The 15,941-nt window shown below is 68.8% G+C and carries 17 protein-coding genes and 3 pseudogenes; 11 read left to right on the forward strand and 9 right to left on the reverse strand.

Features of this window, described 5'->3' with window-relative positions; genetic code table 11:
- Nucleotides 1-5 precede the first annotated feature (5 nt).
- Nucleotides 6-1,037 carry a cation transporter gene (locus MTR79_RS00600; protein ID WP_086704410.1) on the forward strand — a complete coding sequence of 344 codons (1,032 nt, stop codon included), beginning with the start codon at nt 6-8 and terminating at the stop codon, nt 1,035-1,037.
- Nucleotides 1,038-1,232: 195 nt separating this feature from the next.
- Here MTR79_RS00600 and MTR79_RS00605 read toward each other — a convergent pair whose 3' ends face one another.
- Nucleotides 1,233-1,610, reverse strand: coding sequence for a DUF1330 domain-containing protein (locus tag MTR79_RS00605; RefSeq protein ID WP_048457259.1), 378 nt, complete (start codon nt 1,608-1,610; stop codon nt 1,233-1,235).
- Between the two features lie 398 nt (nt 1,611-2,008).
- Here MTR79_RS00605 and MTR79_RS00610 point away from each other — a divergent pair, with 398 nt between their 5' ends.
- From MTR79_RS00610 to MTR79_RS00620, 3 genes and pseudogenes are all read left to right on the forward strand, one after another.
- Nucleotides 2,009-2,290, forward strand: coding sequence for a hypothetical protein (locus MTR79_RS00610; RefSeq protein WP_164251275.1), 282 nt, complete (start codon nt 2,009-2,011; stop codon nt 2,288-2,290).
- Nucleotides 2,287-2,685 (forward strand): PIN domain-containing protein, encoded by a 399-nt coding sequence (locus tag MTR79_RS00615; RefSeq protein ID WP_244788699.1) that lies wholly within the window; start codon nt 2,287-2,289, stop codon nt 2,683-2,685. The genes MTR79_RS00610 and MTR79_RS00615 overlap by 4 nt, the downstream gene beginning before the upstream one ends.
- Nucleotides 2,686-3,355: 670 nt before the next feature.
- Nucleotides 3,356-3,781, forward strand: a pseudogene (locus tag MTR79_RS00620) (DUF5994 family protein); the annotation flags it as partial.
- Here MTR79_RS00620 and MTR79_RS00625 read toward each other — a convergent pair.
- Nucleotides 3,749-4,144 (reverse strand): DUF5994 family protein, encoded by a 396-nt coding sequence (locus MTR79_RS00625; RefSeq protein WP_244788701.1) that lies wholly within the window; start codon nt 4,142-4,144, stop codon nt 3,749-3,751. The pseudogene MTR79_RS00620 and the gene MTR79_RS00625 sit on opposite strands and share 33 nt — an antisense overlap.
- A gap of 314 nt (nt 4,145-4,458) precedes the next feature.
- Here MTR79_RS00625 and MTR79_RS00630 point away from each other — a divergent pair, with 314 nt between their 5' ends.
- Nucleotides 4,459-5,049, forward strand: a complete 591-nt coding sequence (locus tag MTR79_RS00630; protein ID WP_244788703.1) for a DUF5994 family protein — start codon at nt 4,459-4,461, stop codon at nt 5,047-5,049.
- 5 nt (nt 5,050-5,054) lie between these two features.
- Nucleotides 5,055-5,375, forward strand: a complete 321-nt coding sequence (locus MTR79_RS00635) for a hypothetical protein (protein ID WP_244793015.1) — start codon at nt 5,055-5,057, stop codon at nt 5,373-5,375.
- Here MTR79_RS00635 and MTR79_RS00640 read toward each other — a convergent pair.
- The 5 genes and pseudogenes from MTR79_RS00640 to MTR79_RS00660 all read right to left on the reverse strand — a co-directional run bounded on the left by MTR79_RS00640 (nt 5,320) and on the right by MTR79_RS00660 (nt 10,901).
- On the reverse strand, nt 5,320-6,360 hold the full coding sequence (locus MTR79_RS00640) for an acyl-CoA desaturase (protein ID WP_244788705.1): 1,041 nt from the start codon (nt 6,358-6,360) through the stop codon (nt 5,320-5,322). The genes MTR79_RS00635 and MTR79_RS00640 overlap by 56 nt on opposite strands.
- A gap of 99 nt (nt 6,361-6,459) precedes the next feature.
- On the reverse strand, nt 6,460-6,969 hold the full coding sequence (locus MTR79_RS00645; protein WP_244788707.1) for a DUF5994 family protein: 510 nt from the start codon (nt 6,967-6,969) through the stop codon (nt 6,460-6,462).
- A 395-nt stretch (nt 6,970-7,364) separates the two neighbouring features.
- Nucleotides 7,365-9,068 (reverse strand): SpoIIE family protein phosphatase, encoded by a 1,704-nt coding sequence (locus MTR79_RS00650; protein WP_244788709.1) that lies wholly within the window; start codon nt 9,066-9,068, stop codon nt 7,365-7,367.
- Nucleotides 9,069-9,292: 224 nt separating this feature from the next.
- Nucleotides 9,293-9,511 (reverse strand): annotated as a pseudogene (locus MTR79_RS00655) (hypothetical protein); the annotation flags it as partial.
- 1,099 nt (nt 9,512-10,610) lie between these two features.
- Nucleotides 10,611-10,901, reverse strand: a complete 291-nt coding sequence (locus tag MTR79_RS00660; RefSeq protein ID WP_244788711.1) for a hypothetical protein — start codon at nt 10,899-10,901, stop codon at nt 10,611-10,613.
- Between the two features lie 299 nt (nt 10,902-11,200).
- Here MTR79_RS00660 and MTR79_RS00665 point away from each other — a divergent pair, with 299 nt between their 5' ends.
- On the forward strand, nt 11,201-11,686 hold the full coding sequence (locus tag MTR79_RS00665) for a DUF4262 domain-containing protein (RefSeq protein ID WP_244788713.1): 486 nt from the start codon (nt 11,201-11,203) through the stop codon (nt 11,684-11,686).
- Between the two features lie 47 nt (nt 11,687-11,733).
- Here the strand turns inward: MTR79_RS00665 and MTR79_RS00670 are convergent.
- Nucleotides 11,734-11,805: pseudogene (locus MTR79_RS00670) on the reverse strand (GntR family transcriptional regulator); the annotation flags it as partial.
- On the opposite strand from MTR79_RS00670, the gene MTR79_RS00675 reads away from it, so the two are divergent.
- The 3 genes from MTR79_RS00675 to MTR79_RS00685 are packed head-to-tail and all read left to right on the forward strand — an operon-like array spanning nt 11,789 to nt 13,042.
- Entirely contained in the window at nt 11,789-11,983 is a 195-nt protein-coding gene (locus MTR79_RS00675; RefSeq protein ID WP_244788715.1) for a hypothetical protein, read from the forward strand. The pseudogene MTR79_RS00670 and the gene MTR79_RS00675 sit on opposite strands and share 17 nt — an antisense overlap.
- A 22-nt stretch (nt 11,984-12,005) precedes the next feature.
- Nucleotides 12,006-12,737: a GntR family transcriptional regulator gene (locus tag MTR79_RS00680; protein ID WP_244793017.1), complete on the forward strand. Its 732-nt coding sequence runs from the start codon at nt 12,006-12,008 to the stop codon at nt 12,735-12,737.
- Nucleotides 12,734-13,042 carry a hypothetical protein gene (locus MTR79_RS00685; RefSeq protein WP_244788717.1) on the forward strand — a complete coding sequence of 103 codons (309 nt, stop codon included), beginning with the start codon at nt 12,734-12,736 and terminating at the stop codon, nt 13,040-13,042. Before MTR79_RS00680 ends, MTR79_RS00685 begins: the two co-directional genes overlap by 4 nt.
- Before the next feature lie 619 nt (nt 13,043-13,661).
- Here the strand turns inward: MTR79_RS00685 and MTR79_RS00695 are convergent.
- Nucleotides 13,662-14,042 carry a hypothetical protein gene (locus MTR79_RS00695; protein ID WP_244788721.1) on the reverse strand — a complete coding sequence of 127 codons (381 nt, stop codon included), beginning with the start codon at nt 14,040-14,042 and terminating at the stop codon, nt 13,662-13,664.
- Between the two features lie 593 nt (nt 14,043-14,635).
- On the opposite strand from MTR79_RS00695, the gene MTR79_RS00700 reads away from it, so the two are divergent.
- Nucleotides 14,636-15,769 carry a TIGR02391 family protein gene (locus tag MTR79_RS00700; RefSeq protein WP_244788723.1) on the forward strand — a complete coding sequence of 378 codons (1,134 nt, stop codon included), beginning with the start codon at nt 14,636-14,638 and terminating at the stop codon, nt 15,767-15,769.
- Nucleotides 15,770-15,941: the final 172 nt, after the last annotated feature.

A 15,941-nucleotide genomic window follows, 5' to 3' on the forward strand; every position in this document is an offset into this window, starting at 1 on the left:
ACATCGTGCTGACCGACCTATGGCCTCTGAGCTGGAGTATCGGCGTCTTCCTCCTGGCCACGGCGGTCACCGTGGTGTGCAGTATCCGGCTCGCCGGTGTGGGTGACACCCTCGCCGACCGCACCGGATGGGGCGAGGCCCTGTTCGGGGCCGTTCTGTTCGGGCTCGTGACGTCCCTCTCGGGCATCGTGATGACCGCCGTCAGTGCCGCCGCGGATCAGCCCGACCTCGCGTACAGCAACGCCGTGGGCGGTATCGCGGCGCAGACGGTCGCGCTCGTGGTCGCCGATGCCTTCCTGCGGAAGGTCAACCTCGAACACGCCGCCGCATCGGTGTCCAACATGCTCTTCGGGTGCCTGCTCATCGGCCTGTTGGGACTCGCTCTGATGGCAGCGTTCAGCCCGTCCGTCACCTTCCTGGGGCTGCACCCCGCCTCCGCGGTGATGGTGGCCCTCTACATCGGCGGCCTGCGCCTCATCAACAACTACGGCGCACCCATGTGGCGAGCGGTGCGAACGGAGGACACACTTCCCGACGTGCCGGAGGAAGACACCCAGGGACTGGCCCGGCACACGACCTCGCGGCTGTGGACCGAGTTCGCGGCCGTCGCGGTCCTCGTCATGGTCGGAGGCTGGGCGGTGGCCCGCGCGGCCGAGGGCATCGTGGAGCACACGGGCCTGAACGCCGGCCTTGTGGGCGCCGTGTTCATGGGCCTTGTCAACGCCCTGCCGGAGACCGTCACGTCCATCGCCGCCGTCCGGCGCGGAGCCGTCACCCTGGCCGTCGCCGCCATCATCGGCGGCAACTGCCTGGACGCGCTCAACCTGGTCGTCGGCGACGCCGCCTACCGAGGCGGGTCCCTGTTCCACGCCGCCAACCCGGACGAACTTTTCCTCACCAGCGGAGCGATGGTGATGACTGCGGTGCTGCTCGGTGGCCTTCTCGTCCGCCAGAGGCGCGGCTGGCTCAAGATCGGCTTCGACGGCATCCTCCTCGTCGCCCTCTACGCGAGCATCGTCGCCGTGCTCGCTGTATGAGCAGCCGCCTGGCGCAGGCGTGGGCGGCGCTTCCGGGCGGGCCACTGCGCCGCGGCCGCCACGACGAGGCAAGCCATGTCGATGAGCGTGGCCGTGAGGCGCCGCCTTCGCCCTCATCCTCCGCGACTGCGCAGGATGCCCGGTCGCCGATGCAACGTCGTGGGGGCGAGGCGGGCGGGCCGGTCGGGAGGGGGGTCAGTCCCTGCCGGGTCGCGTCCAGGGTGCGGTCGGCTGGAGCACGGCCTCGGCCAGGGCTTGGCTCCGAAGCGCCGTGATCCTTTGGTACTCGGGGTCGGACACCATGCGGCTGAACGCCTCCCGGCTGGGATAACGGACAAGCAGCACGGCGTCCCACGCCTGCCCGTCTTCGGCGACCAGCGGTGTGCCGCCGTCACCGGCGTAGAGCAGCTCGCCGCCGTACCGCTGCAGGAAGGGCGCGGCTCGGCGGGAGTACTCCTGGTACGAGTCACGGCCGCCGGGTGCGAAACGCAGCAGGTTGAGCATGACGACGGGCTCGTCCGGGGCGTGTGCGCGCAGTGCCGCGAGCGCGGCTCCCGAGGGGTCGACAGCCATGGAGGCCTCCCGGTCTTCGAGGGCCGGCACGGGCAGCGGATGGCTCGGTCCCGCAACGCGCCGGTGGACGACAGAAGGCTAGAGGAAAGAGCTCCCGCTGCATACCATCCAGTCGGTACGACGGTCGTCCCTGTTGCTCCTGTCGGCGACTCGGGGCGTGCAGAGCGCGCGGTTGTACTCGGCCGTGTACCGCCCACTCGTCTTGCTCTTCTCGCTCACCACCTGGACTGTTAGCTCCGGGTCCTGAGTGTGCGCACGGCGCCTGCGCCGAGCGGACCGCATCGCCTCTCCGGCTCGGCTGGAGTGTCTGTCGCGACTGCACACGCCGGGATCCGGCATCAGAGCCGCGCGGTGCCACTTTCCACCCGCTGTGCTATTTCGAATGGCATACTCGGAGTGTGACTGACGACGACGTTGACTTCCCGCCCGGCGACGGCCCCACCAGCGGTATCTCCGTCACCTTGACCGCCGGAACCCTGCAGGCCATCCGTGAGCGGGTCGGCAAGCGAGGTGTCTCGGCTTACCTGGAGAAGGCGGCCCAGCGGCAGATCGAGCGCGACAATCTGGACGAGCTGATCGCAGACTTCGACAAGGTGCACGGTCCGGCCGATTCCGAGGCCGTGGCGGCCAAGCGTGCCCGGCTGACCGGAGGCGCCACGAACGCCGGGGCGGCCGCGTGAGCGGTGTCCTGGTCCTGGACAGCGAGGGCCTGGCGAAGGCCGTAGACCGGGATCGGGAAATCCACGAGTGGCTGACGGCGGCTCGCGACGCGGATCTGTCCGTGATCACCTCCGCGGCCGTGTTGGTCGAGGTGATCCATCCGAAGATCAACGACGCCGCACTGAGGTGGACCCTGTCCCGTCTGAGCGTCGAGCCGGTGACCCAAGCCGTCGCGCAATCCGCTGCCGCCTTGCTGCGGGCAGCGGGGCTGCACGGCCACAAATACGCCATCGACGCCATGCTGTGCGCGACCGCCCTGCAGCACCCCGGCAGGGTGACGATCCTGACTTCCGACGTAGAAGACGTCGGGATGCTCACTGCCGGGCATCCACGCGTGAGCGCCGAAAAGGTCTGAGCCGAGGCAACCCCTGGCAAGACGTGCTCTCCCACGTCTCCCTTCTCTGTCGCGGAGACGGCGCGCGGGGGTAGGACGCCCCGCGGTCCCGGAGCCCCTCGGACCTGATCAGGACGCACTCACCTGTCATGAGTGCAGTGCTGGGAATGCGTCAGTGTCGGCCGGCCTGAGGCAGAGCAGACCCAATCCATAGGCGCGTCCTCGGCCGATGCCGGACAGGACCGCTTCCTGCAATGCGATGGGGTCAGCGATCAGAGCCAGTCCTTCGAGAGGGGTCGCCTGAAGACAGGTCGGGTTTCTCGCCAAGCGCCTCGCAATGACGGCCCCCAACGGACGGCTGCGGACTTCGACAGCCAGTCCTGCTCGGGAGGTTTGACGTTCCCACCAGTCGGTCACTTCAGCAGTCTGCAAGCCCAGGCGCTTGCCGCGTTGCCCTGTCCTCACCGTCGCCTTAGTGGTATTCGCATCCAGGAGGCACCTCACCCGCTGCCCCTCGAAGCCCGTCTCCCACCAAGAGACTCGCTCAACTGCGAGTGCGCGGGCGCAGTTGGCAGGCAAGGCGCGGAGAAAGACGGTCCCAGCGGTCTGGACGTGCAGGATCGCGTCACCCCGATCCCTGTCCAATCGGTAGAGCACGCGCGCGGTGTCCGGTGAGACATGCCCCGCAGTGCGGAAGGGCGCGCTAGACGGGGCATGGTGGCCCCGCTCCCGCGACATCGCCGGTGAACTGCCCGATATTGTCTCCGCGTTGTCCGAGTACCTCGGGCCGATCACACGTGTCGGTCTCGACACTGACGCCTGAGACGAACTGCCGACGCGGATGACGATCGACGGCCGTGTCGTCCAGATCGACTCCTTCCCGATCGGAGACGACACCGTCCTCATCACGCGGGGCGGCAATGATCTCTTCTCGCTGCTGGTGGTTCCGCCGCACACCGCGGCCGACGCGGCGCGCGCGGCCATGGCCGCGGCCGTGCGCGCCGGCAGTCAGACGTCGGCGGAGCAGATCCTCATCGACACCCGCACGGAGCGTGTGAGCCTGGGGCATGCCCCCCAGTCAGCTCTACGCCACGGCCGCCATGAGCCGGGCCGCTGACGACGCGCTCGTAGGGGGCGGCACCACGAGGAGATCCCAACGGCCCGCGGTGTAGGACTGCAGCAGGATCCTGTGCGGGTTGAGCACCTCGGTGAAACGGTCGACCGCCACGTCGTGACCGTTGACGACTACCACGCCGTGCGGGACAGGCTGCCAGTGCCGGGGATTGACGGCCACGTGGGTGAGCCGGCCCCACAGCGGATCGATCACGTCGGCCAGTTCGCCGAGTTCTCGTGCCAGGTCGCGGGTCCGTGGCCACCAGGCGCCGTCCGGACGGCCGAAGCGGCTGGCGGATCCGAGGACGAGGCGCGCGGCACGTGGTCGGAACGGTGCTGCGTGCGGACGGAGCTGGGTGGTGTCCATGATCATGAGGAAAAAGCCTGACTGCGGGCCTGCGTCGACTGACGGAACGCCCGGTGGTGGGTGAGCGAGGACGGGACCGGCGGCGCCGGTGCACGAAAACCCTCGACGTCCTCAGGCTACTCCTCGACGAGCCCCGACAAGAGGCTTCGGCCTCATCGGCCGGACTGCCCCCGGCGTACGGCCTGCTCGGGCGCCGTGAAGAGTAGGCTGGAGGAACCGGGGACACTCCGCGCACGGACATTCGCGCCTGTGCCGTCCCTCGGTGATCCAATACGCCGGGTCGGCTCAGGCCCGCCCGGGGCAGGGTTCGCGTCATGACTGCGACCGTCTCTCCTCCGACGACCTCTGAAGACCGGCGTCCCACGTCCGCCGTACGTCTGTCGCTCGCTCCCGCCGGTTCGGCACCGCTCCTGCTGGACGGAGCCTGGTGGCCGCGCTCGCGTGATCTCGCCGCCGAACTGCCGGCCCTGGCGGCCGTTCTCGATCCGCTGTGGGGGCGGATCACCCGGGTCACGGTGAATCCCGACCAGTGGCCGGCCGTCCCGCGCAAGGTGCCTGTCGCCGGTCATGTGGTGAAGGTGGGCTGGTTCCGCTTCGAGCAGGACGAGCACGAGTTGCTGCTGCTCTCCTACCACGTGGGCCGCTGGAACCTGCTGGTCGTTCCCCCGCAGATGCCTCCGGCCGCGGCCGCCTGGCTGATGGCCGCCGCGAGCGACCCGCGCCGGGCGGTGACCGCGAGCAGCCTGCTGGCGGATGCCGCGCGTCTGACGGTGACCGCCGAGGCCGACCGCACCAGGGAAGCGGTGTGGGAGTCCGAAGGAGGACATGGAGCCGATGCTTTCGTCACTTCTCCATGGCTTCGCGTCGCCGTCGCCGCGCCGGAGGACCGGCCGGAAAGGGCGTGAGGACCATGGACATCCTGGTGACGGTGATCGTGCTGCTGGCGGTGATCGCGGCAGGCGCGTTCCTCATCCGCCGGCTGAACGCTCAGCACGGGGACAGGAGCGCCGCCTTCCACTACGACCGCGGCGGTGTGGTCGCACCGGATCAGAAGACCAACGACGGGCCGGTCGCACGCAGCCGGTCCCCCGTCGCGAACGACGCCGACGAGCGCCGGGGCCCCCGGTACGGCGCACGCGGACGGCTGCGCCCTGGACGCCGTACCCACGACACCCCTAGGCGCGGACGCGGGTCCGTCGGAGAGGGGCGCCAGCGTCGTGGAGGCTGGTGAGCGCCAGCCGGTAGGAGGCGACCAGGCCCGTCTCCGCGTAGTCCACGCCCAGGTCCCGGCAGTACCGCCGGACGATGGCGCGGGCCTTGCGCAGGTTGGGGCTGGGCATGCTCGGGAACAGGTGGTGCTCGATCTGGTGGTTCAGGCCACCGAGCGCCAGGTCGGTGAACCGGCCCCCGTTGACGTTGCGCGAGGTGAGCACCTGGCGGCGGAGGAAGTCGGGGCGGTCGTCGGCCGACAGGATCGGCATCCCCTTGTGGTTGGGTGCGAAGGCCGAACCGAGGTAGACGCCGAACAGGCACTGGTGGACGGCGAGGAAGGCGAACGCCATACCGGGCGGCAACACCCAGAACAGAGCGGTCAGGTAGACGGCGCAGTGCGCGAGCAGCAGCGTTCCGTCGAGCGCGCGGCGCTTGAGCCGACGGTTGGCGACGGCCCTGCCGCTCGCCACATGCAGGTTGAAGCCCTCCAGCGTGAGAAGGGGAAAGAAGATGAACGCCTGCCAGCGGCCGAGCAGGCGGGGCAGTCCGGTGGCGGCGCGGGCCTGGTCCGGGGACCAGACGAGCAGGTCGGGTCCGATGTCGGGGTCGAGGTCCGCGGTGTTGGGATTGGCATGGTGACGGGTGTGCTTGTCCTGCCACCAGCCGTAACTCATGCCGATCGACGCGCCGGCGATCCGTCCGGACAGCTCGCTGGCTCGGCGGCGGCGGAACACCTGCCGGTGGGCCATGTCATGGGCGACCAGGGCGACTTGACCGTACATGACGGCCAAGAACGCGGCGATCGCCAGTGTCCACCAGGAGGCGCCGACGAGGACGAACGCGGCCCATCCGGCGGCGTAGAGCCCGGTCACCGCGGTGATCCGTAACGTGTAGTAGCCGGGGCGGCGCTCCAGCAGTCCGGCATCCGTGATCTTCTTCGACAGTCGGGCGAAGTCGCTGCCGGGAGTGTCGGAGCGCGTGGCGGTGGTGGTGGACATGGTCATGAGGACGTCTCTCTGAGAAGCGGACGGATGACTCGGGTCGGCCCCAGGGCGGGTTGGGCGCGGGGAGCGGGCGCGTACACGCAGGTGTCTGCGGTGGCCCTACCACCGAGGGGCGTGGGTTCCCCGCCCGGCGGGTCCCACCCGGCCGCGCGGCCCTGCCGCCGCCGTCGGAGCCGGGAGTCGGGCTTCTCCACCGGCGCCGGGCCGTCCGTCGTCCAGGGCGGTGGCCGTGAGGAGAGCGGCCGCTTCCTTCGTCGCCTCCGGCGGGATCACCTGCAGGTCCCAGCGGCCGAGCCCGGGGGAGAGCAGGACGACCCGGTCCGGGGCGTGCGGAGAGGCGGGGGCCTTGTGCAGACGTACGACCTGGTTGGCGACGAACAAGCGCCCCGGCGCCGCCGACCAGGCCGCAGCGTCCACGGTGACGCCGGTGATGTCGCCCCACGCTCTCGGCAGCGCGGCGAGCATCTTCGGGAGCTGTGTCAGAAGATCGCGGGAGTAGGGCCACCACACCCCGTCGATCCGGCGCGGCAGCGCGCCGTGTGGCGCGAGACGCAGGCGTACGAGGGGCGGGGGCAGGGCGGACGGCGCGGTGGGGACTGTGGTGATCACGTGGGATCTTTCTGACGAGTTGGGTGCTGGCCGGTTCGGCGGGGCAGGCGGCCGGCGGCCCGCCTGCCCCGCCGGGGCAGCGCCGGACGTGGCCAGTGGGAACCAGGTGCTCGAGGTCGCGCCTGGCCGCTCCTGTCGGAAGAATTCGCCGACGACCGCCGCGAGTTCGTGGGAAGGGAGTCGGCGGGCGTGTGCGGGGCGGAGGGGGAGACCCTCCCGCGTGACGAACGCCGGTGGATACCGGGGTGGAGCCGGTCCGCCACCGGCGTGCCTGATGCCCTCGGTCTCCTCAGACTACTCCTCGGTGTGTATGGGCGGTGTGACAGCAGGTCATCGGTTCCGTGGGAGCGGCGGGCGCCTCTGCGGCACTGGCTCGGACCGACGGCCACCACGTCTCAGGGCGGCGGCACGCGCAGGGCGAGCAGGGCCACGTCGTCGGTGCTGCCGGGCGGCAGGTGGGCGAGTATGTCTCCGCACAACGTGTCCAGCGGTTCGTGGGCGAGCGCGAGGGCGTGCCGGCGCAGCCGGTCCAGGCCCGTGCCGAGATCACTGCCCGGTGTCTCGACGAGCCCGTCCGTGTACAGCAGCAGGGTGGAGCCGGGCTTCAGGGGATGCGTGGCGTCCGGTCGGCCCGTGCCGCCGACGGGTCCGGTGCCGAGGAGCAATCCCTGGCCGGCTTCCAGATAGCACGCGGTGCCGTCCGGGGAGAGGAGCAGCGGAGGCGGGTGCCCCGCGCTGGCCCAGCGGAGCGTCCAGGGTCCCGTGTCCGGGTCGCCCTCGACGCGGGCGAGGATCAGGGTGGCCAGCGGGACGGTGGTGATGCTTGGCATGGCGTCGTCGAGGCGGTCGACGACGGCGCCGGGCGGTCCCGTGTGGTCCCAGGCCAGTGAACGCAGGATGCCGTGCAGTTGGGCCATGCCGGCCGCCGCGGTCAGGTCGTGGCCCACGACGTCACCGATGACCAGGGCGAGCGCACCGTCCTTCAGCATGAAGGCGTCGTACCAGTCCCCGCCGACCTGCGAGCCCGCAGGTGCGGGCTGGTAGCGGGCGGCCAGCTTGAGGTGCCCGGACCGGGGCAGCGGGGCGAGCAGGTTGCGCTGCATGGCCTCGGCGACGGCACGCTGACGGCCGTAGCGGCGGGTGTTGTCGATGACCATGCCGACCCGGCGGCCGACGTCACCCACCACCTCCAGGTCTCCTTGGTCGAAGGGATGCGCCGGGTCGGTGCGCACCACCGTCAGCGCCCCGGTGACCCGGTCCCGGGCGCCGAGCGGCACCGTGACGGCGGAGCTTGCGCCCACCGCAGCCAGGAAGCCACTGTGGAGAGCCGCAAGAAGAGGATGCCCGGCGGTCGGGGTGACGGCAGCCACCCGCTCCTGGAGTACGGATCCGCCCCCGGTCAGCACCCGCTCCAGCGGCGAGTCCTCCCCCGCACCGGCCTCCTCGGGGGCAGGCGCGCGCCGGCCCTGGAATCCGGCGTCCCGCCCCTCTGGGCCGGTCACCGCCACCCGGTGGACCTCGCCGGAACCGGTCCGCAGGTCCACCGCCGCCCAGTCGGCCAGACGGGGCACGAGCAGGCGCACCAGGCGGGCCAGCGCCTCGTCGGTCTCCAGGGTCTGCCCCAGGACGTCCGTGATCTCCGCGACCAGGGACAGCCGCTCGTTGAGGTCCTCCAGGGCGCGTGTGCGTGCCGTTCGCTCCCGGTAGATGCGGCGGTCCCCGGTGGCGTCCGTGAACAGCAGTGCCATGCCCGTGACGGAGCCGTCAGCCGTCAAGGGGGACGCGGACCAGGAGACAGCCAGCAGGCGACCGTCATCCCGCAGATATGTGCCACCCTCCCCTTGCGCGTCCTTCCCCTCGGCCAGCGCGTGGAGCAGGGGGCACCGGTCCCGCGGCACCTTGTTGCCGTCCGCGTCCCGGTGCAGCAGATCGTGTGCGTCGGCGCCCCGCATCGCCGCGGTCGTGCGGCCCAGAAGCCGCTCGGCCGCCGGGTTCGCGGCGATCACGCGTCCGGCTGTGTCCAGCACCAGCAGCGCCGTGCCCAGCTGCTCGACGACCTGCCGCCAGAAACCCGGCTCACCCGCCGGCCACCGCCCCACGTCATCACCCACCGCATCTCGCACGGACCCTCCAGAGGCTGCCTTCCCGTCGATGGTGCTCCGACGCGGTCCTGCTCGCACGGCATCGGGGCGGTCGGCGCATACCGCGCGGCACGGCCCACGGGCCGGCCCGGAGTGTCCGGACCAGGGGCAGCCGTCATCCCGCCCGTCTGTCCGGACGCCGCGTCTTCCGGGCGGTCGGTCGGCTTGTCTCCGGCGAGCCGTTCGGCGAGCTGGGCGAGATCCTTCTCGACCTCGGCGGGAGTGTGCTCCGGCCGCAGAACCCACAGCAGACCGGCGATGATCGCCGCGTGGTCGCGGTAGCGGCCCTGGTCGTCGGCCTGGGTGAGCAGGCCGAAGAAGGTGCGCTCGGCGGTCAGGGTGACGACGGCGAGGGATACGGAGACGAAGGCTTCGGGCTTGATGGTGCGGATCCGTGCCAAGAGCGGAGTGTTCCTCACTAGGTGGCCGATGGGCGGGCACCCATGGCTCACCGTCCGCGATAGTCACGTCACCGACCCTGCGTAAATGCGCCTGGCTATCTACCACTGCCCGCCTCGCCGCGGTCGTGGAAGGCAACGTGGACGCGGCATCTCTGGCTGGCTCGCTGCAAACTCCCCGATTGCGAGAGCGACTTCGCCCCCACCCACTCACTGAGTAGTGCGGGTCACATAGAATGCGTCTCGCTATTTGAGAAGCTTCGGCGCAGCTGCCTTCGAAGTTGAGCTCCGGGTCGCCTGGATGAACCCGTTATGGCGGGTTAGGGCACGCGGAGGGCGCGGCACTCCCGAATTGGACTAGGCAACAAACAACCCCCAGGTCAATGACCCGGGGGTTTCGCATGGAGCGGGTGACGAGAATCGAACTCGCGCTCTCAGCTTGGGAAGCTCGTGGCTTCTGGTGGTTGCTCCGGGGTTGGCCTGCGGGGGACCAGTGTCGACGCTTGGCAGCCGGTCGGCTGGTTCCCCGGTGTTTCCCGTGGTTCCCCGCACGATCTGGCACGGTTCTGGCACGAGTTAATGGGCTTCAGTCGATCACGGAGTCGGCTTCACGACATGCCCCAAGGCGACAAGGCCGATTCCGACCACAATCAACGATGGATGCTCAAACCCGCCGCATGCAACGAGCAACGCACCCGCTCCCCAGAGTCTCGGCTGCCGAACATGGACTTGCAGCCATCGGCCCGGCATACGCCCGAGGAGCAAGCCATGTAGGCCGAGAACAGCACACGCGAGCCAGAGTGTCCCGGCTAGGAGCAGCAGCGGCAGAAGGACGCCCGCAAACGATGTCGACATGGTCAATCCCCCAGTAGACTGCTGGCCTTGCTCCCGGCCCAGAAGTCTCGCACGTCGGCGTGCTCACGTAGACGGTTGGACCTCTTCGTCCCGAAGCAACTTGGCGAAGCGCTCAACCTTGGGTTGGGGTGCCTCTCACCTGCTGCGGGAGTCCGCACGCGTCCGTGCTCGTCCGCTGCTGTCCGTCGGCATTGTCACGCAGTTAGACACTCACCTGAGGCTGGCACGGTCCCCGCACGGCCGGCCCTCAGGAACCGAGCATCCCCAGCGCGCCGAGTATGAGGCAGACGGTACCGAAGAGGAAGAACCCGCCCGCGGCGATCATGGCAGCGCCGAGCTTCCCGACGCCGGCACTCTTGCCCTCTTGCGGAACCAGGGAACCCAACGTCTTTTGCCTGAAGTCGAGATACGCAGGTAGCCGTCCGGTCCGCCGCAGCATCTGCCCGACGCTGATGAGCGCTATGCCAAAGACCAGTGTGAGCAGGCTCGTCTGGAGCTGGTAGGCCGGTTCGTGCCCGTCCGAAACAGCGGTGATCACGGGAGTCCCCCCAGGACATGCCAGACAGCGCCGCTGTCCGGTGGGAAGAAGCGCCCCATCTTGCCCGACCGCTACCCCTGGGGGGAAACCCGTATCGCGGCAGGGCTCTGACCTGGCCTTTCCCGGATGACGCCTGAGCCTCGCCTGTCACTGTCGGTCACCACCGGTCGGCCTCGGGCACCCTCGCACGGCCCAGGGACGGCCCGGCACAGCCATGATCAGGACGCCGTAACCTTCCTCGGGTGAGCGACTCCCCCTGCTTCTGCCTCCTGTGCGCGCCCCTTACGGACGCCTCGGCCTTGGACGAACGCGACGGTCACATAGCCGCGAATGTGACCGACCACGGCTGGCACGTGATGGGTGTCGGAGCCGGGGACGAGGCACCGGCGGACTGGGCCTACTCGATCGGCCTGTGGCATACCTTGCGCAGCCCAGAGGTCTGCATCTTCGGCCTGCGGGTCGAGACGATGATGTCCGTCCTCAACGTCGCGGGGCGGGAGATCCGCAACGGTCACCCTCTGGAATCCGACCAGCGTCGTGACGACATCCTGAACGGCTACTCGGTGGCTGTCCGGCCGGTGCACCCGAGCTGGTACCGAAGCTTCTTCGGTGCCGGGATCGACTTCCACCAGGCGCCTCCGTTCCCGATCATGCAACTGTTCTGGCCAGACAAGGAGGGCCGGTTCCCCTGGGACGACCGGGCGCAGGAGTACTGCCGCGCAAGTCAGCCCCAGCTGTGGAGCTCGAAGGACGGAACCAGTGGACCCTGGACCACCCTCGACTGAGATCCCCGTCTCGACTCCTGCCCTGAGCCCGCTACTCCACTACGCGGCTAGCGACTGATCGGAATCTCGTAGACGATCTCGCAGAGCGCGGCGGGCACCACGATGTCCGCGGTCTTTACTGTCGAGATCACCTCGGCCACCGTGCAGCGCGGCGACATCATCCAGGTCGGAGGCCAGCAGTGCCGGGTGAGCGACCTCTTCCAGCTGTCCGGCGGAGCGAAGCGACTCGTCTTCGACTCGGGTGAGTTGCTGACCATCCATACGATGACCCGGCTCGTGGCCCTGCGGCTCGTGTGAGTAAGAGGCGGTGATCCAGCCCATGCCCTCGCGACGCGACACCATCGCCGATGACCTCCGGGACCGGATCGTCACCGGTCGGCTCAAGCCCGGCGACCGCCTGCCCTCTGAGGCGCACTTGGCCGCGCAGTACACGGTGAGCACACCGACACTGCGGAACGCCCTCGCCGTGCTTCAGGCGGAAGGGCTCGTCGAGAAGGTCCACGGCAAGGGGAACTTCATCCGCCGTCCGGTCCGCAGGATCACGTACGTGGGAGGGGGCCGGACACCGGACACGCGCATCGTGGATCTAGCGCCCCTGAGCGTCAGCGTCCGCACCACCAAAGTCCGGGCCCGCGGGCATCTCGCGGCCCTGTTGAAGATGCCGACCGGCAGTGCTCTGACGGAGATCCTCTGTCTCGGCCATGAGGGCGAGGAGCCTCACAGCCTGGCTCGCATCTACGTCCCTTGTGACCTGGCGCCGGCCGCCGCACTCCGCGAGTCACTCCCGTACGAGGAGATCATGACGGGCCTGATGGAACTTCGCCCGCCGCCGGCTGAAGTCCGGGAGGAGATCAGCGTCCGCCTCCCGACACCGGAGGAGGCATCCACGCTCCGGATCAGCTCCGCCCTGGCAGTCCTCGCCATCACCCGCCAGACGGCCGACGTCGCTGGACGCGTGGTCGAGGCGGCCCTCCTCGTGCTACCGGGAAACCGCGCCGACGCGGTGTTCACCACTCACCACATGATCGACGAGAGGTCCGTGGAAGCATGACGACGTCAATCGACCTGCGGCTCCTCCCCTGGACGGGCCCCGACGGCAAGCCGTGCTTCCTCAGCACCGACGACAACGGCGGCCACATGTCCCGCCTGGCAGACAACATCGAGTCAGCGCAACTCGGCATGGCAACCGCCCTCCTGGGCCAAGCGTTGGACATCCTCGCCCAGGCGGAAACGGACCCCAAAGACCTACGACTCCTGACGAAGGACCTGACCGGAGCTCTACGGGACACGCTCCGCGTTGCGACCAGCCGCGGTCACCGTCTGGACAGCCGGTCTACCGATCAACGCCGCCGCTGACAGGCGGGCTGGAAGAAGCCCACGACTCCGACCAGTTCGGATGCCGTGGGCTTCTGTCGTTGGCGGCCGGAGTCGGGTGATCCTGGATGATCCGGAGGCGGCCCGAACTCGCAATGGTCCTTGGAGGAGTTGGGTTCGCTAGCATCCTGGGATCGAAGGGACAGGCATGGCACTGGGACGCAAGGGAGCACGGCGCGTAGTCGTCGACGGCACGGCCTACCGCTGGCGGCTGCGACGCAAACCCACCTACAGCCAGGCACTGTGCTGGTCGCCGTGCACTTACGCCGTGGAGCATGCGGATGCTCCTGGGACGACTCTCGTCGTCACCACGAATCAGCCTCACCTCAGCAACTGGCTCGGGGGCCTGGGTAACCCGGTACTGCCCTCCGATGTCGCCCATGCCATTGCATCCGCTCTACGACAGGGTTGGATGCCCACTCACGCGGGCTCACCGTTTCACCTCGACCTGTCCGCCGGCTTCTCCCCCTTGCCCTGAGCTGGCTGGCGAGTGAGCACCGCCTTAAGGAGTTCGATCCGTGTCCGCTCTGGCTGCTGCCGGCGCTTGGTACGACGGCAGGACAAAGACGCTGGTGTACGCGTCCGTCCGGTGTCGTTGATGTCAGCCGTGAATGTCAGGAGAGTGGGGGACTCTCTCGAGAGTGATGGGCGCAGCGGAGTCCAGCTCGATCGTGTCCCCTTCGTCTTCGCTGTTGCCTTCGACATTGGGGCGACCGATGGGAAGGACGATCAGCAAGGTGTGTGGTCGGGGCAGCCGACCGGTGTCCATAGGCGGGTCGTAGTGCCCGACATCGATGACGCGCACCAGTGTCTCCGGGATGCCGACGAGGCATGTGTCGTCCGGTTCCAGGGTCCGCGGGTCCTGTTCCGTTCGGAAGAGTGACCATTCCCGGCCGTCGGGTTCGACAGGAAGGGCGAATCGGCCGTTCCAGCCGTACTGCGAGTTGGGATCGACTTCTCCCCATGGCCACTCGATCGACACATAGAACCTCGATACCTCAGTAACCCGGGTCGGGGTCGGAGCACACGACACCCGGAGTATGTCGCCCACCTGATAGTCCGGGGTACTGCCCTGTGTCACTTGCTGTCCCTCACTTGTGGCGACCGGTCGAAGGCTACCTGGTGGGCGTGGGCTTCTTCTTGCCCTGGGTCTTGTCGGAGATCTTGGTGAACTGAGTTTTTGCTGGTCAGGGACGGTGGGCTCATGCGCCTGGTGGTCGTCGTTGGTCGTCATTGGCTGCTGTTGAGCGCCCTCGGACGGCCCAGAGACGGCCCAGCCTTGCCGCGCTTGCCTGAGGGGCGGCACCCTCGATGCGCCCCCGGTCTGGCTCTGTGCCAGGCGGTGGGAGACCGCAAGCCGTGCACAGAGCAGGGGGGTCTGCTGTACGCGAGGGAATGCACGGGTGCGCCGACGCCGCCACCCCGTAGCAGCACGGCCCGCAGTGCACGATGCTCGTGATCAGCTGCGTCAAAACCCCAACCGACGAGGCAAGGCACGGTAGTAGCCTGCGGGAATCGCTCAAACTAGGACGCCGGGGGCAGCACATGATCGTTCGGACTATCGCGCCAGAGGGTATGCCGCGCCCGACGGGAGATGAGGGCCACGCCCTCCTCGACGCGATCTGGGCGTACTTCAGCGAGCACCGTCGCTGGCCGGTTTTCGACGACATCGACCGCACGTTGTACGCGCAAGGCCTGCAGTTCGAGGAGGTCGTACAGCAGCTGTGTCCTGCACTGCTGCTCGGAGTTGCCTCCGACCTCTCGCAGTTGCCGCAGGGCTCACAGGATCTGGCTCTGACCATCGCTGGCGCTGCGAACTCCACCGGCACCGGACTGGCCATCGACCAATTCATCAAGATGGTGCAGACAGCGGCCGACATGGAGCCTGCCTGGCTTCCCGCGGACCGCGGTGATCTGCCATGGATGCAGCCCGGAGACATTGGGTGCCGCCTCCCGACGAGCCTGACGGCCGAGATACTCCTCGCGGAGGCCGCGTTTACCGCCGCCGCGATCGGGATGCGTGAAACCTGCTTCCGTGGTGGAAGCATCAACCGGGAGCAGTTGGATTGGTCGCTCAACTTCGACCGGGGCATCCGGCCGTTCGCTGACGTGCAGCGGCTGGAGGACTACTGGCGCATTCGCGAGCAGGTGTTGGGGCCCGAGCGGACCGAGGCCGACAATCGGCCCTTCTCGATTCAGCCCGCGTCGCACAACCTGGCGGCTTGGTCGCCAGGAACGCCAGCCATCCCGGGCCCTGCCGAGGAGTCACCGAAGCCGCTGACGGTCGAGTGCGTCCTACACCCCCTGATTGCGGAGGTCGCTGCCGAGCGGTACGCCCGAGGCTCCTACAACGACGCGGTGATGAGTGCATACAGGGCAGTGGAGTACCGCATACAGACGCTGCTCGGCAGCCATGCGGTCGGCATGCCGCTGATGAGCGATGCGCTGGCGGGCAATCCACCGAGGATCAAGGTGACCCGGTCTACAAGCCCGGGCTCGCTGGACAGCGAGCGGAAGGGCATGCACTTCTTGTTCATGGGCGCTGTGGGCGCACTGCGCAACCCTCGGGCTCATGGTCCGGACGAGGCGGACGACCGCGACGAGGCCGACGAGATGTTGGCGTTCGCCAGCTTCCTCATGCGGCGCCTCGACATCGAGGAGGCGGAACGCCAGAAGGCCGCCGAGGTGGAGGCCGAGTCGGCGCAGTGATCACGCACCAACTCGTTAGAAGCGCGACCACCGATTTAGGAGTTCGATCACTGCGTGGCACTGCCGCGGAGTCGCCTGGCCACGCTGGCCGTGCCAGGCCGTCTGGGAGTGCTGGCGTCCGGCGCCGTTGATGTCACTTGTGGATGTCAGAACGGGGCCACCACGTGCGCTC

Source organism: Streptomyces sp. BJ20 (assembly GCF_022869105.1).
In the GTDB taxonomy this organism is placed as follows: domain Bacteria; phylum Actinomycetota; class Actinomycetes; order Streptomycetales; family Streptomycetaceae; genus Streptomyces; species Streptomyces griseoincarnatus.